This window comes from Leucobacter iarius, assembly GCF_039530105.1.
In the GTDB taxonomy this organism is placed as follows: Bacteria; Actinomycetota; Actinomycetes; order Actinomycetales; family Microbacteriaceae; genus Leucobacter; species Leucobacter iarius.
Window position 1 is genome coordinate 461,101 of sequence record NZ_BAAAOB010000001.1, and the last position, 23,244, is coordinate 484,344.

General features: G+C 71.6%; 25 protein-coding genes. 17 read left to right on the top strand and 8 right to left on the bottom strand.

Going from position 1 to position 23,244, the window contains the following annotated elements; translation table 11 throughout:
• Nucleotide 1: 1 nt before the first annotated feature.
• Nucleotides 2-2,311, bottom strand: a complete 2,310-nt coding sequence (locus tag ABD169_RS01975) for a DUF6049 family protein (protein ID WP_344028628.1) — start codon at nt 2,309-2,311, stop codon at nt 2-4.
• 76 nt (nt 2,312-2,387) lie between these two features.
• Here ABD169_RS01975 and ABD169_RS01980 point away from each other — a divergent pair, with 76 nt between their 5' ends.
• The 10 genes from ABD169_RS01980 to ABD169_RS02025 all read left to right on the top strand — a co-directional run bounded on the left by ABD169_RS01980 (nt 2,388) and on the right by ABD169_RS02025 (nt 10,331).
• Nucleotides 2,388-3,815 carry a CCA tRNA nucleotidyltransferase gene (locus ABD169_RS01980; protein WP_344028631.1) on the top strand — a complete coding sequence of 476 codons (1,428 nt, stop codon included), beginning with the start codon at nt 2,388-2,390 and terminating at the stop codon, nt 3,813-3,815.
• Nucleotides 3,812-4,609, top strand: a complete 798-nt coding sequence (locus ABD169_RS01985) for a PIG-L family deacetylase (protein WP_344028633.1) — start codon at nt 3,812-3,814, stop codon at nt 4,607-4,609. Before ABD169_RS01980 ends, ABD169_RS01985 begins: the two co-directional genes overlap by 4 nt.
• A gap of 75 nt (nt 4,610-4,684) precedes the next feature.
• Complete coding sequence (locus tag ABD169_RS01990; protein ID WP_344028636.1) at nt 4,685-5,560, top strand: hypothetical protein; 876 nt, start codon at nt 4,685-4,687, stop codon at nt 5,558-5,560.
• A 144-nt stretch (nt 5,561-5,704) separates the two neighbouring features.
• On the top strand, nt 5,705-6,064 hold the full coding sequence (rpsF, locus tag ABD169_RS01995; protein WP_046454975.1) for a 30S ribosomal protein S6: 360 nt from the start codon (nt 5,705-5,707) through the stop codon (nt 6,062-6,064).
• 3 nt (nt 6,065-6,067) lie between these two features.
• Nucleotides 6,068-6,616, top strand: coding sequence for a single-stranded DNA-binding protein (ssb, locus tag ABD169_RS02000; protein ID WP_344028640.1), 549 nt, complete (start codon nt 6,068-6,070; stop codon nt 6,614-6,616).
• A gap of 84 nt (nt 6,617-6,700) precedes the next feature.
• Nucleotides 6,701-6,961, top strand: coding sequence for a 30S ribosomal protein S18 (gene rpsR / locus ABD169_RS02005; protein ID WP_046454977.1), 261 nt, complete (start codon nt 6,701-6,703; stop codon nt 6,959-6,961).
• Between the two features lie 11 nt (nt 6,962-6,972).
• Nucleotides 6,973-7,422, top strand: a complete 450-nt coding sequence (rplI, locus tag ABD169_RS02010; protein WP_344028643.1) for a 50S ribosomal protein L9 — start codon at nt 6,973-6,975, stop codon at nt 7,420-7,422.
• Nucleotides 7,423-7,943: 521 nt separating this feature from the next.
• The gene (gene dnaB / locus ABD169_RS02015; protein WP_046454979.1) at nt 7,944-9,323 is read left to right on the top strand and encodes a replicative DNA helicase; all 1,380 of its coding nucleotides are present in this window, start codon (nt 7,944-7,946) and stop codon (nt 9,321-9,323) included.
• A gap of 184 nt (nt 9,324-9,507) precedes the next feature.
• Nucleotides 9,508-10,053, top strand: coding sequence for a hypothetical protein (locus ABD169_RS02020; protein ID WP_231580822.1), 546 nt, complete (start codon nt 9,508-9,510; stop codon nt 10,051-10,053).
• Nucleotides 10,050-10,331, top strand: coding sequence for a hypothetical protein (locus ABD169_RS02025; protein WP_046454980.1), 282 nt, complete (start codon nt 10,050-10,052; stop codon nt 10,329-10,331). The genes ABD169_RS02020 and ABD169_RS02025 overlap by 4 nt, the downstream gene beginning before the upstream one ends.
• A 38-nt stretch (nt 10,332-10,369) precedes the next feature.
• Here ABD169_RS02025 and ABD169_RS02030 read toward each other — a convergent pair whose 3' ends face one another.
• The 5 genes from ABD169_RS02030 to ABD169_RS02050 all read right to left on the bottom strand — a co-directional run bounded on the left by ABD169_RS02030 (nt 10,370) and on the right by ABD169_RS02050 (nt 14,897).
• Nucleotides 10,370-11,233 carry a siderophore-interacting protein gene (locus ABD169_RS02030; RefSeq protein ID WP_344028648.1) on the bottom strand — a complete coding sequence of 288 codons (864 nt, stop codon included), beginning with the start codon at nt 11,231-11,233 and terminating at the stop codon, nt 10,370-10,372.
• Between the two features lie 89 nt (nt 11,234-11,322).
• Nucleotides 11,323-11,910: a hypothetical protein gene (locus ABD169_RS02035; protein ID WP_344028651.1), complete on the bottom strand. Its 588-nt coding sequence runs from the start codon at nt 11,908-11,910 to the stop codon at nt 11,323-11,325.
• A complete protein-coding gene (locus ABD169_RS02040) occupies nt 11,897-12,811 on the bottom strand; it encodes an LssY C-terminal domain-containing protein (protein ID WP_344028654.1) in 915 nt (304 codons plus the stop codon). The genes ABD169_RS02035 and ABD169_RS02040 overlap by 14 nt, the downstream gene beginning before the upstream one ends.
• 4 nt (nt 12,812-12,815) lie before the next feature.
• Nucleotides 12,816-14,201 (bottom strand): adenylosuccinate lyase, encoded by a 1,386-nt coding sequence (gene purB, locus ABD169_RS02045; RefSeq protein ID WP_344028657.1) that lies wholly within the window; start codon nt 14,199-14,201, stop codon nt 12,816-12,818.
• Nucleotides 14,202-14,306: 105 nt separating this feature from the next.
• A complete protein-coding gene (locus ABD169_RS02050) occupies nt 14,307-14,897 on the bottom strand; it encodes a hypothetical protein (protein ID WP_344028659.1) in 591 nt (196 codons plus the stop codon).
• A gap of 89 nt (nt 14,898-14,986) precedes the next feature.
• Between ABD169_RS02050 and ABD169_RS02055 the strand changes: the two genes are divergently transcribed.
• Nucleotides 14,987-15,655 (top strand): GNAT family N-acetyltransferase, encoded by a 669-nt coding sequence (locus ABD169_RS02055; protein ID WP_344028662.1) that lies wholly within the window; start codon nt 14,987-14,989, stop codon nt 15,653-15,655.
• Here ABD169_RS02055 and ABD169_RS02060 read toward each other — a convergent pair.
• Nucleotides 15,577-16,104: a low molecular weight protein-tyrosine-phosphatase gene (locus ABD169_RS02060; RefSeq protein ID WP_344028665.1), complete on the bottom strand. Its 528-nt coding sequence runs from the start codon at nt 16,102-16,104 to the stop codon at nt 15,577-15,579. The two genes, ABD169_RS02055 and ABD169_RS02060, sit on opposite strands and share 79 nt — an antisense overlap.
• A 4-nt stretch (nt 16,105-16,108) precedes the next feature.
• Nucleotides 16,109-16,522 carry a phage holin family protein gene (locus ABD169_RS02065; protein WP_046454986.1) on the bottom strand — a complete coding sequence of 138 codons (414 nt, stop codon included), beginning with the start codon at nt 16,520-16,522 and terminating at the stop codon, nt 16,109-16,111.
• A gap of 92 nt (nt 16,523-16,614) precedes the next feature.
• Between ABD169_RS02065 and ABD169_RS02070 the strand changes: the two genes are divergently transcribed.
• The 6 genes from ABD169_RS02070 to ABD169_RS02095 all read left to right on the top strand — a co-directional run bounded on the left by ABD169_RS02070 (nt 16,615) and on the right by ABD169_RS02095 (nt 23,193).
• The gene (locus tag ABD169_RS02070) at nt 16,615-18,024 is read left to right on the top strand and encodes a tetratricopeptide repeat protein (protein ID WP_344028668.1); all 1,410 of its coding nucleotides are present in this window, start codon (nt 16,615-16,617) and stop codon (nt 18,022-18,024) included.
• 9 nt (nt 18,025-18,033) lie between these two features.
• Complete coding sequence (locus ABD169_RS02075) at nt 18,034-19,140, top strand: histidinol-phosphate transaminase (RefSeq protein ID WP_344028671.1); 1,107 nt, start codon at nt 18,034-18,036, stop codon at nt 19,138-19,140.
• Nucleotides 19,141-19,207: 67 nt separating this feature from the next.
• A complete protein-coding gene (locus ABD169_RS02080; protein WP_344028674.1) occupies nt 19,208-20,395 on the top strand; it encodes a thiamine pyrophosphate-dependent enzyme in 1,188 nt (395 codons plus the stop codon).
• Entirely contained in the window at nt 20,392-21,393 is a 1,002-nt protein-coding gene (locus ABD169_RS02085; RefSeq protein WP_344028677.1) for an alpha-ketoacid dehydrogenase subunit beta, read from the top strand. Before ABD169_RS02080 ends, ABD169_RS02085 begins: the two co-directional genes overlap by 4 nt.
• Nucleotides 21,394-21,404: 11 nt before the next feature.
• Complete coding sequence (locus tag ABD169_RS02090; protein WP_046454990.1) at nt 21,405-22,763, top strand: dihydrolipoamide acetyltransferase family protein; 1,359 nt, start codon at nt 21,405-21,407, stop codon at nt 22,761-22,763.
• Nucleotides 22,764-22,794: 31 nt separating this feature from the next.
• Nucleotides 22,795-23,193: a hypothetical protein gene (locus tag ABD169_RS02095; protein WP_046454991.1), complete on the top strand. Its 399-nt coding sequence runs from the start codon at nt 22,795-22,797 to the stop codon at nt 23,191-23,193.
• Nucleotides 23,194-23,244 lie beyond the last annotated feature (51 nt).

Below are 23,244 nucleotides of genomic sequence, written 5' to 3' on the forward strand. Positions count from 1 at the left end.
CCTAGGGGTGTGGACGGCCCTGATCCGTCGGGTTCTCCGACTCCGGGTCAGGGTTCAGGGGGTGAAACTCTTCGGGGGCCTCGGATATTCCGGCCCGCCTGCGGCGGCGGATGCTGCGCCAGATGCCGAAGCCGAGCAGGAGCGCGGCGAGGCCGCCGAGCACGCTCAGGGCGACCGTCTCGACGACGCTCCGGATGGTGAGCGGCAGCGTGCCGGTGAACGTCACCTCGGAGCCGCCGACGGGCGAGATGTCGACGATGAGACCGGACTCCCCCGACGAGATGCGGCTGTCGACCGGGATGAGCATGGTGCGACCGCTGTTCGCGGGGATCTCGACGCGCGGGAAGGATCGGGTCGGGACCGAGATGGCCGCGGAGGCCGGGGACGCGGCGACGGTGACGACCGCGTCGAACGGCAGGTCGTTGCGCAGCAGCACGGGAACTCGTGTGGAGGCGCCCACCAGCTGGGTGTGGTCGTTGCGGATCGCGGTGACGCCGTTCAGTAGCTTCGCGTCGCGCGCCCGGTAGTCGGAGGCCGTCTTCGCGAAGTCCGCCTCCGGCGAGGCCCCCGAGGTCGAGAGCAGCGCGAGCAGGCGGACCCGCTGGTACTCGCCGAGGCTCTCGGGGCGTACGAGCAACGGAGCGAGGTCGGTCACAGCGGACTCGCGGGAGATGGCGTCCTTCAGCAGATCGAGGCGATCCTGCGCCGGCTTTTGGGGGCGCAACGTCGCGGTGCCGGTCACCTGCGCGGTCTCGCGTACCGGCGAGACCCAGGAGAGCGTGTCGAGCACCTCGAACACCTCTTCGGGGTGATCGTCGTCGGCCATGGTGCGGCGGTCGAGCGCGAGCACGGTGCTGCCCGCGGTGCCGTCGGGTGCTGCGAGGAGGGCGAGGCGGGCGGCGGCTTCCGCGGTGTCGGCGCCCCGTTCGGCCTCGGTGGTCGCCGCGAGACCGCCGCGCACCGAGGCGCCCAGCTGCGCATCCGCCACGAGCGACTGCATCCCGTCGATGCGGGCGGCGGGGCCGCCCGTCAGCGAGACGTTGGACGAGTCGAGTACGACGGACTCTGAGCCGCTGTGCTGCAGCAGCGCGAGCGTCGAGGCGTCCGCCTGGCCGTCGGCGGGCCAGGCCCGCGCGGAGCCGTTCGGCCAGGCGACGAGTTCGTCGAGCGTGGGGGCGGCAGCAGGGTCCGCGGTCGGCGCAGTGTCGCCGCTGCTCTGATCCTGGCCGGAGGAGTCCTCGCTGCCGGTGCTCGGTGCGGTGGCGGTGTAGTAGCCGAGCCCGTTGGGTTCGAGCAGGCGATCCGATCCGAGGGCGGCCTGCGCGGCCGGGTCGGCGTCGGCGAACTGGAGCAGGAACTGCGGGAGCGTCGACGCCTCGAGGCGCGCGAGCAGCTCGCGCGCGGACTGGGGCGCCTGGGACCCGAGGCCGCGGATCGCGGCGATGAGCCGGGGATCGATCGCCAGGGTCGACTGGTGCCGCTCGGCGGCGTCGAGCAGGGGCGTGAGCCGGGCGGCCGCGTCGCCGAGCTGGCCGCGGGTGGGCATGCCCGTGACCGCGCTGGGCAGCAGGAACGGGACGATCACCGTGAGCGCGGTGCGGTGCTTCGCCGCGACGCCGCGCCAGACGACGGGAGCGCTCGCGTCGAGGCGGTCCGCGAGCGATCCGCCCGATGCGGTCGAGGGATCCAGCGGGGACGCGGAGGGCGACGGCGAAGGCGAGACACCGGTCCCGGCCGAGTCGGGGGTGAACGAGGCGTGCACCGCGAAGACGCCGGGGACCTGCCCCAGCAGGATCGCGAGATCGGACCGGCGCACCGTCACCGAGACGGTCTGCTCGTTGCCCGCGCTCGTCGGATCGATGCGCTGGGTCGCGAGTACCGAGCCGGGAACCGCCTCCGCCTGAGCGGTCCCGCTGCCCTTCGGCGGTGCGAGGCCGTCGGCCAGTGCGCCGGCCGAGGCGATCCGTTTCGGATCGATCCGGAGCTCGAGACCGCCCGCGGGCAGATCCTGCTGCGTCGCGTTGCGCACGAGCACGTGGAACACCACCGACGCGGCGTCGTCGCGGATGACCGGTTCCGCCGGTGCGACCACGAGCTCCGGCTTCGCGGCCGACGTCGCATCGCTCGTCGAGTCGGAGGTCTCGTCGGCATGCGCCGACGCGCCCGCCGGGCCGCCGAGCGGGAGGCCCGAGGCGGGGCCGCCGATCAGCGCGATCGTCACCCCGAGCACCGCGGCGCTCGCGCGGACGAGCCGCGCGAGCGCGCCGGATCGGGGGCGCGTTCGACGGCGCGCGGCGGGCGGGCAGGGCATGCGCCCAGTGTAGAGTCTCGGGCTCGTGAGCGGCCTGAGGCGCGGGCCGCACAGCCGCACTCGGTACCCTGGAGCCATGCGTCCCCTTGCCGATTCCATGGCCGACCTGCGTGCGATCGCCGACTCGCGGCCCGTCCGCGAGCTCGCCGAGGCGTTCGCCGCCGCGGGGCACGAGTTCGCGATCGTCGGTGGGCCCGTGCGCGACGCCCTGCTCGGCCGCTCGGTCACCGACCTCGACTTCACGACCTCGGCCCGTCCCGAGCAGACGCAGCGGATCCTCGACGACCTCGGTACGCAGACCTGGGACGTCGGCCGGGACTTCGGCACGATCGCCGCGAAGGTCCACGGCGAGACCGTCGAGATCACGACCTACCGCGCGGAGGTCTACCGGGACGACTCCCGCAAGCCCGAGGTCAGTTACGGCGACACGATCGAGGGTGACCTCGTGCGGCGGGACTTCACGATCAACGCGCTCGCACTCATGCTCCCCGAGATGCGCCTCGTCGACGTCTCGGGCGGAGTCGAGGATCTGCTCGCCGGGCGCATCTCCACGCCGGGCTCCGCCGAGGCGTCGTTCACCGACGACCCGCTGCGCATGCTGCGCGCCGCGCGCTTCGCCTCCCAGCTCGGATTCGACGTCGCGTCCGAGACGCGCGAGGCGATGGTCGAGTTCGCGGAGCGGCTCGACATCATCTCGGCCGAACGGATCCGCGACGAACTGGTGAAGCTGCTCTCTGCCGCGGATCCGGCACCCGGCCTCCGGCTGCTGGTCGACACGGGTCTCGCCGAGCGGTTCCTGCCCGAGCTGACCGCGCTCGTCGCCACGCAGGACGACCACGGACGCCACAAGGACGTCTACGAGCACAGCCTGACCGTGCTGCAGCAGGCGATCGCGCTCGAGGGCGAGCGCCACCCGGGCGAGGCCCCGGACACGGTGCTGCGCCTCGCCGCGCTGCTGCACGACATCGGCAAGCCGGCCACTCGCCGCTTCGAGCGCGGCGGCGTGACCTTCCACCACCACGACATCGTCGGGGCGAAGCTCGTCAAGAAGCGGCTGCGCGCGCTCCGCTTCGACAACAGCACGGTCAAGCGGGTGGCCCGACTGGTGGAGCTCCACCTGCGGTTCTTCGGCTACAGCGACCAGCAGTGGACCGACTCGGCGGTGCGCCGCTACGTGCGCGACGCCGGCGAGGAGCTCGAGCGCCTGCACATCCTCACCCGCGCCGACGTGACCACGCGCAACCGGCGCAAGGCGGAGCGCCTGGAGCACGCCTACGACGACATCGAGCGCCGCATCGACGAGCTGGCCGAGGCCGAGGAGCTCGCCGCCGTGCGCCCCGAGCTCGACGGCGAGCGGATCATGGCCGTGCTCGGCGTGCCGCCCGGGCCGCTCGTCGGGCGCGCATACAAATATCTGCTCGAGGTGCGCCTCGACGAGGGCCCCATCGGGCCCGAGGCCGCCGAGGAGCGCCTGAGGGAATGGGCCGCGAAGGAGCTCGCATGATCACGGATCCGCACGACTGGTTCGACGGGGCGGCGCGCGTCATGTTCGTCCACGCGCACCCCGACGACGAGACCATCACGACCGGCGGCACCCTCGCGGGGCTCGCCGAGGCGGGGCGCGAGCCCCTGCTCGTCACGCTCACCCGCGGTGAGCGCGGCGAGGTGACGCCCGGGCCGTTCGCGGCGCTCGAGGGGACCGACGGGCTCGCCCCGCACCGGCAGCAGGAGCTGGCGGCGGCGCTCGCCTTCCTCGGGGTGCAGCGGCACGCCTTCCTCGGGGTGCCCCCGGCCCGTGCCGACGAGCTCTCCCCCACCATCTACGAGGACTCGGGCATGGCCTGGGGGCCGGACGGTCGCGCGATCGCCGCGGGCGACGCGAGCCGCGACGCGCTGACCAGCGTGCCGGCGGTCGAGGCGCTGAACGATCTGCTCGCCGCGGCCTATCAGGCGGGCGCCTCCGCGATCGTGAGCTACGACGACGACGGGGGCTACGGCCACCCGGACCACGTGCTGACGCACCGGCTGTCCCGCGCGGTCGCGCAGGCGCTGGGCCTGCCGTTCTGGGCGATCACCGCCTCCGACGCGAACACCGCCTCCGACGCGACCGGCGACGAGGATCGTGTCGAGGCGCACGACGTCTCGGACTGGATGGAGCGCAAGGTCGCCGCGCTGCGCGCCCACGGCACGCAGCTGACGGTCGACGGCGACGACATCGTGCACGTCGGCGGCCAGCGGGAGCCGATCGCGCGGGTCGAGCGCTTCCGCCGGGTCCCGCACGTGCCGCTCGAGGGCTGACCCGGGGTATTCCGTCCGTGCGCCCCAGCGCCGGGTATCGTGAGGCGCAAGCGATTCGCAGCGAACGGAGCCGCCATGTCCGATCAGCAGTTCCCGGGGGCACCGGACCCGCAGAGCGGCGCGCCGGTGGACCCTGCGCCCGCGGATGCGCCCCGCTACGCGCCGCCGCCGCAGTACGCTTCCCCGCAGTACGCGCCGCCGCAGGCGCCGGTCCCGCAGGTCGGGCCGCCCGCCTCCCCCTACGGACCGCCGCCCTCCGCCGCCCGTCGGCTGCCCGTCGGCGCCTGGATCGGGATCGGCGCGGGGGCGCTCGTGCTCCTGCTGGTGATCGCCCTCGGGGTGTTCCTCGTCGCCGGGGTGCTCGGCGCGCAGCCGCGATCGTCGACGGCGGGATCCGCTCCCTCCCCCACGCCGAGCGAGACCGCTCCGTCCGATGGCGGCGCGGGCTCCGGGAACTCGCTCGACACCCGGGTCGACTTCGCGGCGGGCCCCTTCTGGTCGATGACGATCGACTCCGCGAACGGCTGGACGGCCGAGATCCTCGACCAGCAGGGGGTCAACCGGATCCGCAACGAGCGGACGAGCTGCGTGCTCATGACCTACCAGGGGGCCGGGGATCCGAAGGCGTCGATGGCGAGCGACCGCGCTGCGACGGGCGACACGATCGAGGCCGCGCTGAGGATCGGGCTGCCGTGGACCGGGGCCACCGGGAGCCCGGAGGTGGAGCCGGACAGCACGGTCTCGGTTCCCCTGGACGGCGGAGGCAGCGTCGAGATGCTCCGGCTCACGAGCCGGTACCAGACGGCCGACGGCGAACGGGAGCGCACGATCCTGCTGCGTGCGTTCACCCCCGCGAACAGCGCGCTGATGGCGCAGGTCGACTGCCCGAGCTGGGCGGCGCGGACCTTCGGGGATCCGGCGCTCCAGGGGCTTTCGATCACCGAGCGGTGAGGCCTGCGCGAAATCGTTCGAACTGATAGGCTGTGACGGTTGTCTGTGCGCGTCGCGATCCGCGCTGCCCACGGACACAATGCACAAACACCCTCCTGTCACAGAAATCCTGTGGCCGTGAAGTCCGAAGGAGGTGGGTCAGTAATGCATCCGTACGAACTGATGGTGATCCTCGATCCCGGTATCGACGAGCGCACCGTGGCCCCCAGCATGGACAAGTTCCTCGGGGTCATCCGCAACGCGGGCGGCGAGATCGAGAACGTCGACATCTGGGGCAAGCGCCGTCTCGCCTACGAGATCAAGAAGCAGTCCGAGGGCATCTACGTCGTGGTGAACTTCACCGCTACGCCCGAGGCCACGAACGAGCTGGATCGTCAGCTGGGCCTCAGCGAGGCCGTGCTGCGCACCAAGGTCCTCCGTGCCGACGAGCTCATCGCTCAGCGTGCCGCTCAGTCGAAGCGCGACCAGGCCAAGGCCGCTCGCGCCGCGAAGCAGGGCGCATAAGTCATGGCCGGCGAGCCGCTGATCACCGTCGTCGGGAACCTGGTTGCCGACCCCGAACCGCGCGTCAGCCAGGCCGGTAAGTCCTGGGTGACGTTCCGGATCGCCTCGACGCCGCGCGTGCGCGACCGTCAGTCGGGCGACTGGTCGGACGGCGAGGCGCTGTTCCTCGGCTGCCGCGCCTTCGGCGAGTACGCGGACAACATCGCCGCGTCGCTCACCAAGGGCACGCGAGTGATCGTCCAGGGCCGTCTCACCCAGCGCAGCTACACCGACAACCAGGGGCAGCAGCGCACCTCACTCGACCTCGAGGTCGAAGAGGTCGGCCCCACGCTCCGCTGGGCATCGACCCAGGTGACCCGCGGTCAGTCGCGCGGTCAGGGCGGCGGCTTCGGTGGCGGACAGCCCGCCGGGCAGCCCGGTTGGGGTCAGTCGGCCGCGCCGGCGCCGGCCCAGCGCAGCGGGGACAACCCGTGGGCGAACTCGGGCAACGGCGGTCAGGGCGGGTCGGCAGGCGACTTCGGCTCCGGCTTCGACGACGAGCAGCCCTTCTAACAGGGCTCGGACGCTCGCCCTCGGGCGAGCACCCTCTCACTACACTTTTGCCCCCTCGGGGGCGGATCACGAAAAGAGATCAATATGGCTGGCAAGTCAAGCGGCGCAGGCCGCAAGCCGGGCCGCGGCAAGAACGCGAAGGCCGCCGCGCCCGCGAAGAAGCAGACGGTCGGCGTCATCGACTACAAGGATGTCGCTACCCTCCGCAAGTTCATTTCTGAGCGCGGCAAGATCCGCGCCCGCCGCATCACCGGTGTGTCGGTTCAGGAGCAGCGTCTCATCGCGAAGGCCGTGAAGAACGCCCGCGAGATGGCGCTCCTCCCCTACTCCGGCTCCGGCCGCTAAGGAGGCGAATCATGGCAAAGGTGATTCTCACGAACGAGGTTCAGGGTCTCGGGTCCGCGGGTGACGTGGTCGAGGTCAAGAACGGCTACGCGCGCAACTACCTCGTGCCCCAGGGCTACGCGGTGAACTGGACCCGCGGTGGCGAGGCTCAGGTCGCGCAGATCCGCGCCGCCCGCGAGGCGCGCGCGCACGCTTCCGCCGAGGACGCTCAGGCGCTCAAGGCGAAGCTCCAGGAGGGCAAGATCCGCCTGTTCGCGAAGACCGGTGCTGAGGGCCGTCTCTTCGGTTCGATCAAGCCCGCGAACGTGGCAGACGCAGTCGCCGAGGCCGGCATCGGCCAGATCGACAAGCGCAAGATCACGCTCCCGACCATCAAGGCGACCGGCGAGTACCGCGCGACGATCCACCTCTTCGAGGGTGTCGACGCGGACATCACGCTGCAGATCATCGCTCAGCGCTAGTCGCTGACGCGCCACCGCTCGCTCGGCGAGCGGTGGGAGCACGCACTGGGGCGGCGGTTCTTCGGAACCGCCGCCCCAGTGCATTCTGCGGCGCGTTCGCCGCTCGTTCACCGGGACGGCACCCGGCGCCCGCTCGTCCGAACCGGCCCGAGCGGAGGACCCGCCCGCGTCGATGCCTCCGAAACGGGATCGCGGCGCTCCGGCGGGGCATCTGCTCTCCACAATCGGGACGCGAGCGGCAACATTCAACTCTCGAATGAGGGTTCCCGCATTCCACAGGCGAGATTTCGGAAAACTCCTGATCCTGGGCCTGCGGTGAGCCAGATCCCACCACTCATCCACACGTTATCCACAAGCCTGGGGATAACACGCGGGAGGTTTCCGCGACTTCTCCACCGAGTTATCCACAGGCTTGAAATCGCTCGCCTTGTGGGTCACGCGGCACCCCTCTACCGTGAATGTCGGTGGCCCGGTGTCTGATGGGTGAACACCCTCCCCGGCCAGCACGAAGGAGCACACGAGTGTCGATCGCCCACCTCGGCATCCCCGATCCCCTCATGGACGACGAGGGGGGTCGCGGCACCGAGCGCACCCCGCCCTACGACCTGCTCGCCGAGCAGAGCGTGCTGGGCGGCATGCTGCTGTCGAAGGACGCGGTCGCCGACGTCACCGGTCTGCTCACGGGCAAGGACTTCTACGTCCCCAAGCACGAGGTCATCTACGAGGCGATCCTCGCGCTCTACTCCCACGGCGAGCCCACCGACGCGATCACCGTCACCGACCAGCTCACCAAGACGGGCGATCTGCAGCGCGCCGGCGGCGCCGAGTACCTGCACACCGTCACGAGCATCGTGCCGACGGCGGCCAACGCGAGCTTCTACGCCGACATCGTCTCCGAGAAGGCGCTGCTGCGCCGACTCGTCGAGGCCGGCACCCGCATCGCCCAGATGGGGTACGCGGCCGAGGGCGAAGCGGTCGATCTGGTCAACCAGGCGCAGTCCGAGATCTACTCGGTGACCGGCGCGGCCCAGGCCGACGACTACGTCCCGCTCTCCGACGCCGTGCTCGCCGCCGTCGAGGAGATCGAGAAGGCGCAGAACCAGGAGGGCGGCATGATGGGCGTGCCGACCGGCTTCTCCGAGCTCGACGAGAAGACGAACGGCTTCGCCGGCGGCCAGATGATCATCATCGCCGCGCGTCCCGCCATGGGTAAGTCGACGCTCGCGCTCGACGTCGCCCGTTCCGCGTCCGTGCACGCCAACGCCTGCACCGTCTTCTTCTCGCTCGAAATGGGCCGCGCCGAGATCGCCATGCGTCTGCTCTCGGCCGAGGCCACGATCCCCATGCAGACCCTCCGCAAGGGAGCGCTCGACAGTCGCGACTTCCAGAAGCTCGCCGCGACGCAGGCGCGCATCAACGACGCCCCGCTGTTCATCGACGACAGCCCCAACCTCACGCTGGTCGAGATCCGGGCGAAGTGCCGACGTCTGAAGCAGCGGCACGGGCTCCGCATGGTCGTGATCGACTACCTCCAGCTGCTCTCGAGCGGCAAGAAGTCCGAGAGCCGTCAGCAGGAGGTCAGCGAGTTCTCCCGTGCGCTCAAGCTGCTCTCGAAGGAGCTCGACGTGCCGGTCATCGCGCTGTCGCAGCTGAACCGTGCGTCCGAGCAGCGCGCCGACAAGATGCCCGCCATCAGCGACCTGCGCGAGTCGGGTTCGCTCGAGCAGGACGCCGACATGGTGATCCTGCTGCACCGCGAGTCCAGCTACGAGAAGGACAACCCGCGCGCGGGCGAGGCCGACCTCATCCTGGCCAAGCAGCGTAACGGTCCCACGGGCACCGTCACGGTCGCGTTCCAGGGCCACTACTCGCGCTTCCAGGACATGCCGAGCGGCATGTAACGCGCGCCGCGCGGCTCGAGTCGCGCACGCATCGGCGGTTCCTGCGGGAGCCCGCACGAGCGTGCTCGGCTCCCAGCACCGGGCGGTAGACTGGATCGGACCTGAAAGGCGGGAAGAACGCGTGGCAGCTGCGGTGAACGAGGGAGACCTCCAAGCGGAGACGGCCGATCGAAGCCTCCGCGCCGTGCGGTTCGTCCGCGCGAGCGTGCTGCTCGTCATTGGCTTCGCGATCGCGTTCAGCGCGACCCTGCACGAGCAGGCGGCGTTCGACCGCTGGCTCGTCGTGGCCGCGCTCGTCGTGCTCGGTGCGGTGTGGGCCTGCGAGGCCGCCGCATCGCGACAGAATCCCGCGCTGGCGCGCACCGCCGTACTGCAGTCCGGCACGGCGATCGCCGCGGCGCTGGTGCTCGCGGTGCTGCCGTTCGCCGACCAGACGCTCGCGATGTCGCTCGTGGTCACCGCGTGGGCGATCCTCGTCGCGCTGCTCCAGCTCACGACCGTGCTCCGCGGCACGCAGACCCGGGCGGCGGGCCTCCCCGCCGTCCTGCTCTCGGCCCTGCTCGCGGTCGTCGTCCTCCTCTCTCGTGACGATGCGGTCGCGGTGATCGGCTTCTTCGGGGGGTACGCCGTCGTCTGCGGCGTGTTCCTCGGCATCTCGGCATTCGACTCGCGCGGGGCCGCAGCAGACGGAGCACCCGCGGACGCCCTCACGCAAGGACCCACAGCATGACCCAGCCCGAATCCTCTTCGAAGCAACCCGTCGACCCGTCTCGTCGCGATCGGCTGAAGCCGCTCGAGCTCATCGGCTTCGCCGTGGTGCTCTCGGTGTTCGCCGGGCTCGTGGTCCTCATGGCGACGCGCGAGATCGCCCTGGCGGGCATCTTCGCGGGTGCGGCGTTCATCGTGACCGTCATGGTCGTGGCGCTCGTCGGCTTGGGCGGCAAGCCGAGCGCCGAGGACGAGGCCGCGCGCAAGGACCTGCAGCACCCCGACGACGTCTGGCACTAGGAAGCGGGAACGGCGGCCCGAAGGCCGCCGCGCCGGACTCACTCCTCGTCGGGATCCTCTGGATCGATGGGCGCGTGGTGGTCGAACGCGACCGTGCCGCGTTTCCAGTAGCCGCTCAGCGCGTACTGCTCGCGCGGCAGCTGCAGCTCGTACTTGAGGAAGCGGCGCAGCGGCACGAGGCGGGATGCCTCGCCCGCGCCGAACACGAAGGTCTCGGCATCGACCCCGGTATCGCGCACGGCGTCGTCGAGGCCGCCGAACACCTCGCTGACCAGCACCTCGCGGCCGCCCTGCAGGCGCAGGTACTCGTCGACCCACTCCAGGTCGGCCGGCGGCACGTCGGCGATGACCTCGATCTCGACGTCCGCGGGCAGTTCCGCCGCCCAGCGGGCTGCGGCGGGCAGCGCCGAGCCGTCGGCCACGATCACGACGCGGCGCACGCCGTGGGGCAGGCCGTGCGAACCGCGGGGGCCGACCACGACGATCGAGTCGCCGACCTCGGCGGCCTCGGCCCAGGCAGCCGCGGGGCCGGGATCCTGGTGCCGCAGGAAGTCGAGGTCGACCGAGACCTCGCCCGTCTCGGGATCGCGACGCACGTTCAGCGGCGTGAAATCGCGGGCGAACATCGGGCCGTCGGGCCGCACGATGCCGTCCTCGCCGGGACCCGCGGGCGTCGGCGCGAGGTATTCGCCCGTGGCAGGGTTGGGGAAGAACACGCGGGCGTGGTCGCCGGGGCCGTTGGAGACGAAGTCGGCGAAGTCCGGGCCGGTCAGCGTCACCCGCACGTACGCCTCCACCGGTCGGCTCACGGCCGTGACAGTGCCGGTGCGGGCGGTGAAGCGGTGGCGCGTGCCCTCGCGGGTGAAGCGAGCGGGAGCGGTGGTGTCCTGGGACTCCGACATGTGCAGCAGATCCTTTCGGCGATGTGCCTCCAGCTTGTCGTACGGATAGCGCCGGAAGCAATCATCTGATGAAGTCGGGCGGGAGCTTCTCAGGATCCTCCCACGACGGATCCGCGCGCGGCCGAGCCGGTGCGCCGAGCGGACCGGGCGCTGCGGCGGGACTCCCGGCGCAGGCGGCGCCGGACCCGCGAGCCGCGCGCCCAGGCGCGCGCTTCGCGGCTGGACAGCGCCAGCAGCACCAGGATGTCGAGGGCGACCGTCAGCAGCGACGTGTTGATCGTGATCTCCTGGCCGGCCCGGAAGTAGCCGATCGCGGCCGTGATGATGCTGAAGGTGAGCCCCGCCATCGTCACGACGCGGGCGAAGTTGCTGCCCCGCCAGATCATCCAGGCGAGCACGAGGAGCACGAGCACGCCGATGCCGCCGAAGAACAGCACGAGCCAGAGAGCGATGCGGGACTCGTCGACGTCGAGGTCCATCTCGGCGCCCATCTCGCGCCAGACGAGGGCGTACGCGCCGAGCCAGAAGGCTCCGACGAGGGCGCGGGCGAAGGTCAGCCCGGCCCCGAGGGCCGTGGTGCCGGGGCGCCTGGCCTGCGGCGAGACGGCCGTCTCGTGCGCGAGCAGCGGCGCGGGGGACTCGACGGACGAGCGCTTGCGCGGTTCATCGCGGTGCATCGGCCGGACCTCCCTCGATGCCGGTGGTTTCGCGATCACCGGTGTCGGATCCGTCGGCGTCGAACCCCTCCGCGTCGAACCCGCGCAGGTCGACCACCGGCAGGTGGCCGTCGGTGCGGACGCTGTCGCCGCCGCCGTTGCGCGAGTGGTAGCCGGTGGAGAAATCGCGCAGGATCTCGAGCTCGATCGTCGGGGACACACCGTGCAGCGAGTCCACGATGAAGTCGCGCTCGATGTCGATGTCGGCATCGATGCGGTGGGTCACCTGGAAGGTGAACAGCGAGAACCCGACGGCCCGGTCGAAGGTGCCCGCGGCGAGCCACCCGACCCGGGCGCCGCCCGGCAGCAGCCAGTCGTCGGGCGTGCGCCAGAACCGCACGTGGTGCCGCTTGGCCGGGTTGCCTTCGACCTCCTGCTGGTACGCGAAGTCCTGGATCCGCCCGAACAGGAACAGCGGGCTGACCGGGGCTTCGTGATAGCTCCGGCGGCTCAGCGTCGAGGTGACGATGCGCAGCGAGCTGCGCGCGGTCACCGGATCGGCGCGGGTCCAGCCCGCCGCGAGCATCGCGGCGTGCAGCTGCGCCTCCTCGCCCTGCAGTGCGAGGTTGACCGGGTCGCCGAGCAGGCCGTCGCTCGTGCGCGTGCGCCCGATGAAGTAGTCGGGCACGTAGATCGTGGTGAGCACGCGGTGGATCCGGGGGAGCACCAGGTAGGCGAGCATGCCCCAGAACACCACGAAGACGAGGATGCCCCACCAGCCCAGGTGGAAGCTCTCGGAGAGCAGCAGCCAGGCGAGCCAGAACGCCGCGATCCCGGCGAAGATGAAGAAGAACTCGTCGGCGACGGCGAGCAGGGAGAACCTGCGGCGCCGGGGCGCCCCGTTCTCCGTGCCCGCCGTCATCGCGTCACCCGCGGAGCAGGTCGAGCAGCTGCGCGGCGGCGCCCGTGTAGGTGGCGGGGGTCAGCGCGAGCAGGCGCTGCTTGGCCGCGTCGCCGATCTCGAGGCCCGCGATGAACTCGACGAGCTCGGCCTGGCCGATGCGGCGGCCGCGGGTCAGCTCCTTGAGCGCCGCGTAGGGATCCTTGATGGTGGAGCGGCCGGCGGTCACCTCGGCGCGGATCACGGTCTGGATCGCCTCGCCGAGCACCTCCCAGTTGGCGTCGAGGTCGGCGGCCAGCGCCTCGGGCGCCGCGTCGATCTGGCCGAGGCCCTTGAGGATATTGTCGAGCGCGAGCACCGAGTGGCCCAGGCCGACGCCGATGTTGCGCTGCGCCGACGAATCGGTGAGGTCGCGCTGCCAGCGGCTCGTCACGAGGGTCTCGGCGAGCGAGTCGAGGATCGCGTTCGAGAGCTCGAGGTTGGCCTCGGCGTTCTCGAAGCGGATCGGGTTGACCTTGTGCGGCATGGTCGAGGAGCCCGTGGCGCCCTCGACGGGGATCTGGCGGAAGTAGCCGATGGAGATGTAACTCCAGATGTCGGTCGCCAGGTTGTGCAGGATCCGGTTGACGTGGGCGATCCGGCTGTAGAGCTCGGCCTGCCAGTCGTGCGACTCGATCTGCGTGGTGATCGGGTTCCAGTCGAGGTCGAGACCCTCGACGAACTCGCGCGAGATCGCGAGCCAGTCGGCGTCGGGATCGGCGGCGAGGTGCGCCGCCCAGGTGCCCGTGGCGCCCGAGAACTTGCCCAGGTACTCGATCTGGTCGAGCTGCGCGACCTGGCGCGAGAGGCGGTGCACGAACACCGCGATCTCCTTGCCGAGCGTGGTCGGGGTGGCCGGCTGGCCGTGCGTGCGGCTCATCATGGGGAGCTCGCGGTACTGCTCGGCCTGGCGCGCCAGCTCGACGATGACCGACTCGAGCTTCGGACGCCACACCTCGGCGACGGCCTGCTTGACCGTGATGGCGTACGAGAGGTTGTTGATGTCCTCGCTCGTGCAGCAGACGTGGGTCAGCTCGGCCAGGCGGCCCAGATCCATCTCGTCGAGCTTGCCGCGCACCAGGTATTCGACGGCCTTGACGTCGTGCTGGGTGGTGCGCTCGGTCTCGGCGAGCTGGTCGATCTCGGCCTGGCCGAAGTCCGCGGCCCAGGCGCGCAGCTCGGCGACCTCGGCGGGGCTCAGGGGGGAGGCGCCGAGCAGCGAGTGCTCGGTGAGGTAGACGAGCCACTCGACCTCGACGTGCACGCGGGCCTTGTTGAGGCCCGCCTCCGAGAGGAAGTCGCCGAGACCGGCGACCGCGGAGCGGTAGCGGCCGTCGAGCGGGCTGATGGGCTGCGTGGGAAGCGAGGTCATGTTCGGCGTTCTCCCGAGTCGGTGGCGTGCGCTGCTCCGATCATTCTCCCATGCGTCCGGGCGGGGAGCGGGATCGCGCGGAGCGGGCAGAATCCGGACGCCGGCCTAGTCGAGACCGACCTCGCCCGTGTCGCCGTCGTAGCGGAAGGTGCGACCGTCCTTCAGCGTGTACTTCACGCTGGTGCCGAGCGGCTTCTGGGCGAGCAGGAGGGTCTCGGCGTGCTTCGCACGCTTCGCGTACTGGGTCTGCGTCGCATCGTCGACGCCGAAGCGGGTCGCCGAGCGCATGTCGGTGAGGATGATCTGGAAGGCCAGGTACGCCCCCTCGTTCTCCTTCGTCTGCGGAATCTTCTTCCACAGCGACCCGTCGTCGTGCATCTGCCGGTAGCGGTCGCCGAGGGCCTCCAGGCGCGGTGCCACCGGGCCGGACCCGTCGATCTCGGGATCCTCGGGGCCGAAGACCCGCTCGTCATCGTCTTGCGAGTCGTCCGGTTCGGAGTCGTTCGGGCTCGGCTTGGACTCGCTCGGCCTGGAGGACTCCGGAGCCGCCGAGGTGCTCGGCGCGGGCTTCGGCGGGAGCTGCAGGGGGAAGCACGCGGTCAGGGACGCCGCGAGAGCGAGGGCGATGCCGCCGAGCAGTGCGGCGGTCCGCGTCGCGGATCGCGGGGGACGGCGGTGCGATTCGGGTGCGGCCATGACTCGAGCATATCCGTAGGGTTGAACGGGTCCGGGTCGTCCGAACCTGCGGCGCGTAGGCTCGGGGCAGGGGAGCGAGGGGAGCAGCGATGTCGCTGATGGTCGATCGATGGGCCGAGGGCTGGGCCGCGTGCCGGGCGAAGCCGCTCGAGCGCGACGGCGACGCCTGGCTGGTGCGGGTCGGCGACGAGCATCGCGACCTCGAGTTCGTGGTCGAGGATCCGTCGCCCGCGGAGGCGGCGCGCCTCGCCGCGCTCGCCTCGGGCCCGCGGCGGTGGCTGACCGTGCTCGGCAACCTGGAGCCGGCCGCCGCGACGGCGCTCGCAGGCCTGCTGACGGTCTCGCAGGTCGAGACGATGATGACGGTGCGCCTCACGGCGGAGCCGCACGACGGCGACGCGATCCTGGCTGAGGACGGCGACGTGGTCCGGGCGTCCTTCGAGATCGACGGCGTCGAGGCGGCGCGCGGCATCGCGGCGCTCGCCGCGGGCTCCGTGGTCCTCGACCGGATCTCGACCGACGAGCGATTCCGCCGGCGCGGCCTGGGGCGTCGCGTGGTCGCGGCGCTCACCGGGTGGGCGATGGATCGGGGCGCCGACACGGGCGTGCTCATCGCCTCGCCGGCCGGCCGGCGCCTCTATCTCGAACTCGGCTGGAGCGATCTGCTGCCCGTGGCGAGCTACGCGGGACCCGCGGAACCCGCCGCGTCGCGCGCCGAGAGCCGCTCCAGCAGCACGGCGCAGCTCCGCTCTACCTGAGCGAGCACCCGGTCGTACACGGGCTGCTCGGAGTAATAGGGGTCGAACACGTCGGGATCCTCGGGGTGCTCGGGATCGAACTCGGTCAGCAGCACGATCCGGTCGGGATCCGCTCCGCGCTCGCGCAGCGCGTCCGCGTGACCGCGGTCGAGCGCCACCAGCAGGTCGTTGCCCGCGATGTCGGCGTCGCTCAGCTGCGCGGCCCGGTGCGCCTCGCCGTCGTAGCCGGCCCGGCGCATGGCGTCGCGCCCGCGCGCATCGGCCTGCTGGCCGACGTGCCAGTCGCCCGTTCCGCGCGAGGTCACGGCGAAGCGGTCGCCCGATCCCGCCCGCTCGGCGAGGGCGCGGAACACCACGTCGGCCATAGGCGAGCGGCAGATGTTGCCCGTGCAGACGAAGCAGACGAGCAGGGGTGCGGCGACGGACGCCCCGGTCGTCGACCCGGCCATCGGATCAGCGATCCCGGTCCGCGCGCTTGCCGGTGCCGAGGATCCCGTTCATGATGCCCGACAGGATCGAGAGCACCAGCGCCCCGAGCACGCCCCACCAGAACGTGTCGACGTGCAGGCCCCAGCCGAGCGCGTTCGCGAACCAGGCGACCACGAGCAGCAGGAAGCCGTTGATGATCAGGCCGAACAGGCCGAGGGTCAGGATCCGGAGCGGGATCGACACGATGCGGATCACGGTGCCGAGCGTGGCGTTCACGATGCCGAAGATGAGCGCGATGAGCAGGAAGCTCATGATCCGGGCGCTCGAGTCGTCGCCGTAGGGCTCGACCCAGACGCCGTGGTCGCCGCTGCCGCCCACGATCAGCGTGGTGAGCCACAGCGCGAACGCGCAGACGATAATGCGGACGATGATCCTCATGCCATCGATTCTCGCACCAGGGCCGCGGAACCGCCCGGGAATCCCGCGAGCCTCCTATCCTGGCCCGAGGACCACGAGAGGATCGCCGCCGCATGCAGGACCCGATGGGCGAGCGCGGAACGACTGCGAGCGACGTCGCGAGGCGCGTCGAGACGCTGCAGGGGTTCGGTCGCCTCGACGAGGCCGCGGAGGAGTGCGGGACCGGGCTCGCGAGCTTCCCGGAGGATCCGCGGCTCTGGGACCTGCTCTCCGAGATCGAGCTGGCCCGCGAGAACTTCGCCGCCGCCGAGCACGCGGCGCGCACCGCGGTCGGGCTCGACCCCGAGAACGACCTGCTGCCGATGACGCTCGTGCTGATCCTGATCGACCGGGAGCGCTTCGAGGAGGCGCGGGACCTCGCCCGATGGATGGTGGCGAAGCAGCCCGAGGTCCCGGCGGCGAACCTACTGCTCGCGCATGCCGAAGCGGGTGTGGGCCGGCAGCAGCCCGGAGCGTTCCACCTGGCGCGTCAGCACGCGCAGATCGCGGTGTCGCTCGCTCCGAACGATGCGGCGGTGCTCAGCTCCGCCGCATCGGTCATGGGCCGGGCCGGTGATCGCGCGGAAGCCGCGCGCCTGGTGCGCCGCGGCCTGGCGATCGCTCCCGCCGACTCCGGCCTGCTGCTGCAGCAGGCCGACTACGGCGCGCGCACCGATGCCGGCGCGACCCGGCTGATCCGTGCGGTGCTCGCCGAGGACCCGACGGACTCCGCGACGGCGTGGGCCCTCCGTGAGACCATCTGGACCCGTCGGCGCCTGATCCCGGCGTTCGCGATCTGGAGCGCCGTCGCCCTCCTCTTCCCACTGGCGTGCGTGGTCGTGGTCGTGCTGATGATCAAGAACCTCGTCATCCTGTTCGGCGGGCTGCGCGCCGCGAGCCCCCGAGGCGAGTACCGGCGCAGCTGGGAGCAGGCACCGCACCTGCGCTTCGCGGTGCCGCTCGCGCTCGCGTGCCTGCCCTGGCCGCTGTGGGCCGTGGCGACCGGTGGGGCCGGCGCCGGGATCCCGTTCCTCGGCCTGCTCGTCGCCGAACTCGCGATCCTGTTCGCCGGTCGCGCCGACGAACGCCGGCTCGAGGGCCTGCACTCCGCGTCGACGCTGCGCCACATCGCCCGGATCAAGCGGGAGGAGGCGAACACCGGATGGGGACGGCTCACCGTCGCCGGCATCGCCGCGCTCACCGGCCTGGCCGCCATCGGCTCGGTGATCGTCGCATGGACCGTCTATTCCGGCGAGGGCGCCGGAGGAGCCGTGGTCGCGATCGGCGTGGCGTTCGGGCTGGCAGCCGTGTTCGCCGGCCCGACCCTCGTCGCGCTGGTGCAGGCGAAAGAGCGGCGCCTGACCGCCGAAGGCCTGCCCGTCGCGGGCGCGATCCGCGCGGCTCGACTGCTCGCGGCGACCGCGATCGCGGTCGCCGCGACCGCTGCGCTCGTCGCCGGGGTCGGCGTCGTCCTCGCTCGCTAAACTGAGGGGATGAGCGAAGCCGCGTCCGCAGCCCCCCGTCCCCCGGTCCGCCTGCGGGCCGACGTGCTCGCCGTGCCGCCCTACCGCCAGGGCGCGGCACCCACCCGGCCCGGGTTCAAGCTGTCGAGCAACGAGAACCCGTTCCCGCCGCTGCAGGCCGTCGTCGACGTGCTCTCCGACCCCGCCGCGGTCAACCGCTACGCCGCCGCCGCGATGCCCGAGCTGCGCGCCGCGCTCGCCGCCGAGTTCGGCGTCTCGCTCGACGGCGTGCACCTCGCCGCCGGATCCGTCGCGATCCTGTTCCAGCTCGTCGCCGCGGCAGCGGCCCCCGGCGACGAAGTGCTGCACGCCTGGCCCAGCTTCGAGGCGTACCCCTCGCTCGGCCTGAGCTCGGGCGCCGTCTCGGTCCCCGTGCCGCTCACCGCGGACGCCGAGCACGACCTCGACGCGATGGCGGACGCGATCACCGAGCGCACCCGAATCGTGCTGCTCTGCACGCCCAACAACCCGACCGGTCCGACGATCCGCCGCGCCGACTTCGAGCGCTTCATGCAGCGTGTGCCCGCCGACACCCTCGTGGTGCTCGACGAGGCCTACCGCGAGTTCGTCACCGACCCGGAGGCGGTTCGCGGTGAAGAGGTGCTCGCGAACCACCCCAACCTGGTCGTGCTGCGCACCTTCTCCAAGGCGTACGGTCTCGCCGGTCTGCGCATCGGCTACGCCGTCGGCGCCCCGGCGATCCTCGCCGCCGCGCAGGTCACCGCGATCCCGCTCTCGGTCACGGGCGTCGCCGAGGCGGCCGCGCTCGCGTCGCTGCAGCCGAGCGCCCGCGCCGAGCTCGCCGCCCGCATCGAGGTGCTCGTCGCCCGTCGCGCCGAGCTCGTCGCGGGTCTGCGCGAGCTGGGTCTTGCGATCCCCGAGGCGCAGGGCAACTTCGTCTGGATCCCCGAGGGGCCCGGCGGGGTCGAGAGCGCGGCCGCGCTCGCCGCCGCCTTCGCCGCCGAGGGCACCCTGGTGCGCCCGTTCCCGGGCGCGGGCGTGCGCATCACGGTCGCGGAGGCCGAGAGCCTGCCCGTGGTGATCGGGATCGTACGCGAGTTCCTCGCGGCCGGGTAGGCGCGGGCTCGCGGGACGCCCCGAACATATCCGCGATTCGTCATGCGGCCTCGTTACACTCGGAACGATGGCCGAACAGATCAGCGCGAGCCCGCTGCACAGCGGAGCCGACCCGGAACCGATCCGATTCCTCGACGAGGACGGACGGTTCGCGCCGTCCGAAACCGCGGCGGAGTACGCCGCCGAGCTCGAAGGCGTCACCGACGACGAGCTCCGGCAGTGGTACGTCGACATGGTCGCCACCCGCACCTTCGACACCGAGTGCACGCACCTGCAGCGGCAGGGACAACTGGCGCTCTGGGTGCCGAGCGTCGGCCAGGAGGGTTGCCAGGTGGGAATCGCGCGCGCCGCGGAACCCCAGGACCACTTCTTCCCCGCCTACCGCGAGCACGCGATCGCCCGGATCCGCGGCGTCGGATTCCTGCAGCTCGCCGCGCAGTTCCGGGGGCTCACCCACGGCGGCTGGGACGTCACCGATCCCGCCAACGGCAACTTCCACCTCTACACGCTCGTGCTCGGCGCGCAGGCGCAGCACGCGACCGGCCACGCCATCGGGCAGCTGCTCGATGCGAAGCGCCGCGCGGGCACGACCGACATGGAACCGGGAGAGCCCGGCACCGCGACGGACGCCGCGAGCCTCACCTTCTACGGCGACGGCACGACCAGCCAGGGCGACGCCAACGAGGCGATGATCTTCGCCGCGAGCTACCAGGCCCCCGTCGTGTTCGTCGTCCAGAACAACCGCTGGGCGATCTCGGTGCCCGTCGAGCGCCAGTCGCGCACCCCGCTCTACCGCCGCGCGCTCGGGTTCGGCCTGCGCGCCGTGCAGATCGACGGCAACGACCCGCTCGCCGCCTACGCGGTCGGACGCCGCTACCTGCGCGAGGCGCGCACGGGCGGCGGCCCCGGCTACATCGAGGCGCTCACCTACCGCATCGGCGCCCACACCACGAGCGACGATCCGACCCGGTACCGCGAGGACGCCGAGCTCGCCGCCTGGCAGCAGCGCGACCCGATCGAGCGCTTCGAGCGCTACCTGCGCGATCGCGGCCTCATCGACGACGCCTTCGTCGAGCGCACCGCTGCCGAGGCGGACGCCGAGGCGAAGCGGGTGCGCGACGCGATCCTGAATCTGCCGGCGCCGGACGCCGACGACATGTTCGCCCACGTCTACTCCGAACCGCATCCGCGGATCGAGGAGCAGCGCGACTGGCTCGCGCGCTATGAGGCATCGTTCGAGGAGGGCACCGCATGAGCGCCGTGCAGACGCTGGCGGAGCGGCAGACGCTGCCCATGGTCCGCGCGATCAACGAGGGCTTGCGGGCCGCGATGGTCGCCGACGAGCGCGTGCTGCTGATGGGCGAGGACATCGGCCCGCTCGGCGGCGTGTTCCGCGTCACCGACAAGCTGCAGGCCGAGTTCGGGTCGGCTCGCGTGCTCGACACGCCGCTCGCCGAGGCCGGCATCATCGGCAGCGCGATCGGTCTGGCCATGGCCGGGTACCGTCCCGTGATCGAGATCCAGTTCGAGGCGTTCATCTTCCCCGGGTTCAACCAGATCGTCACGCAGCTGGCGAAGCTCACGAGCCGCCAGGGGGGCGCCGTCCCCATGCCCGTCGTGATCCGGGTGCCCTACGGCGGGCACATCGGCGCGGTCGAGCACCACCAGGAGAGCCCCGAGGCGTACTTCGCGCACACTCCGGGCCTGCGCGTGGTCGCGCCCTCCACCCCGAACGACGCCTACTGGATGATCCAGCAGGCCATCGCGTCGAACGACCCGGTGCTGTTCTTCGAGCCCAAGGCGAAGTACTGGCAGAAGGGCGAGGTCGATCCGACCGGTGCCCCGGGCGAGCTGCATCGTTCCCGCGTCGCCCGCACCGGCACCGATTGCACCGTGGTCGGCTTCGGCGCCATGGTGACCACGCTGCTGCAGGCCGCCGACGTGGCCGCCGCCGAGGGGACGAGCCTCGAGGTCGTCGACCTGCGCTCCGTGTCGCCCATCGACTACGAGCCGCTGCTCGCCTCGGTGCGCAAGACCGGTCGTCTCGTCGTCGCCCAGGAAGCCCAGGGCAACGCGAGCGTCGGCAGCGAGATCGCCGCGACCGTGGCCGAGCAGTGCTTCTACTCGCTGCAGGCGCCCGTGCTCCGCGTCTCGGGATACGACGTGCCGTTCCCGCCCGCGCGCCTCGAAGGAATCTATCTGCCGGATGCCGATCGCGTGCTCGAAGCCGTCGATCGCACGATGCACTACTAGGAGAATCCCCGATGAGCGAGCAGATCTTCCCCCTTCCCGACGTCGGCGAGGGCCTCACCGAGGCCGAGATTGTGACGTGGCACGTCGCCCCGGGCGACCGCGTCGAGCTGAACCAGGTGATCTGCGAGATCGAGACGGCGAAGTCGCTCGTCGAGCTCCCTTCGCCGTTCGCCGGCGAGGTCACCGAACTGCTGGCCGAGGTCGGGCAGACGGTGCCCGTCGGCGACCCGATCCTGCGCGTGCGCTCGGGCGACGCGGCGGATCCGTCCGCACCGGACGCTCCCGCCGCGGCTCCGGCGGCATCGCCCGCGCCCGCTGACTCGGACGAGACCCGCGACGCGGTGGCGGACGCCGCCGCGAGCGTGCAGCACGAGGAGGACGCCGGGGGGGCCGTGCTCGTCGGCTACGGCACCGCCGGCACCGTGAAGTCGCGGCGTCGCCGCGGCGGTGAGCCGCTGCTCGCGGGCGCCGCTCCGGTGAACGCCGCTCCGATCCCGGTCGCCGCCGCGGCCCCGGTGATCGCGAAGCCGCCGATCCGCAAGCTCGCGAAGGATCTCGGCGTCGACCTCGCCGAGGTGCACGGCACGGGGATCGCGGGCGAGATCCTGCGCGACGACGTCGTGCGCCAGGCCTCGCAGGCGAGCCTGTTCCGCAACCTCTCGACGCCGGAGCCCGCCGAGGCGCGCGAGGAGCGGATCCCGCTGAAGGGCATGCGCAAGCAGATCGCGAAGGCGATGGTCGAGAGCGCGTTCGAGGCACCCCACGTGAGCGTCTTCACCGACGTCGACGCGACCCGCACCATGGAGTTCGTGAAGCGGCTCAAGACGTCGCCCGACTTCGCGGGGGTCAAGGTCTCGCCGCTGCTCATCTTCGCGAAGGCGATGCTGTGGGCGATCCGCCGCAATCCGCAGGTCAACTCGACGTTCACCGAGACCGAGATCATCCGCCACCACTTCGTGAACCTCGGCATCGCCGCTGCGACGCCGCGCGGCCTCGTCGTGCCGAACATCAAGGACGCGCAGGACCTCAGCCTGCTCGACCTGGCCAAGGCCATCGAGCAGCTCACGATCACCGCGCGCGACGGGCGCACGCAGCCCGCCGAGATGCAGCACGGCACGATCACGATCACGAACATCGGCGTGTTCGGCATGGACTTCGGCACCCCGATCCTCAACCCGGGCGAGTGCGGGATCATGGCGATGGGCACCATCCGCGAGAAGCCGTGGGTGGTCGACGGCGAGGTGCGCCCGCGCATGGTCACCACGGTCGGCGGATCCTTCGACCACCGCATCGTCGACGGCGACGTGATCTCGCGCTTCGTCGCCGATGTCGCGTCGGTGCTCGAAGAGCCCGCACTGCTGCTGGACTGACCGGCGGAATCGGCGGATCGGAGACGGGCCCGTGACCTGGGAGCAGCCACCGCTGCCGCCCGAGTACCGCGAGCGGCTGAGCCGCGGGCGGCGCACCCGCTGGAACGCGTCGTGGGAACCTCCCCGCGACGCGACGGAAGGCCGGCTGCGCCGAGGCGCCGCCGCTTCCTGGATGGTGGGCCTGCCCTACGCGGTGCTCGCGGTCTGCTGGATCGGCGCGCTGGTGAACGTCGACAACTGGGCCGGGCTCGGCTGGCTCGCCGGGATGTGGCTCGCCTGCCTGCTGCTGTTCCCGTCCGCGCTGCTCGGGGCGATCTGGGCCGGAATGGTGCGCCGATGGGGCGCGATGTGGTGGGGGATCGTCGCCGCCGTGCTCTGCCTGCCCGGATTCCTGCTCGGGTTCTCGGTGCTCTTCTCGATGATCCTCTGACTTTCTGACCCGACGGAACGCGAACGGGTCCGTCTCCGGTGAACCGGAGAC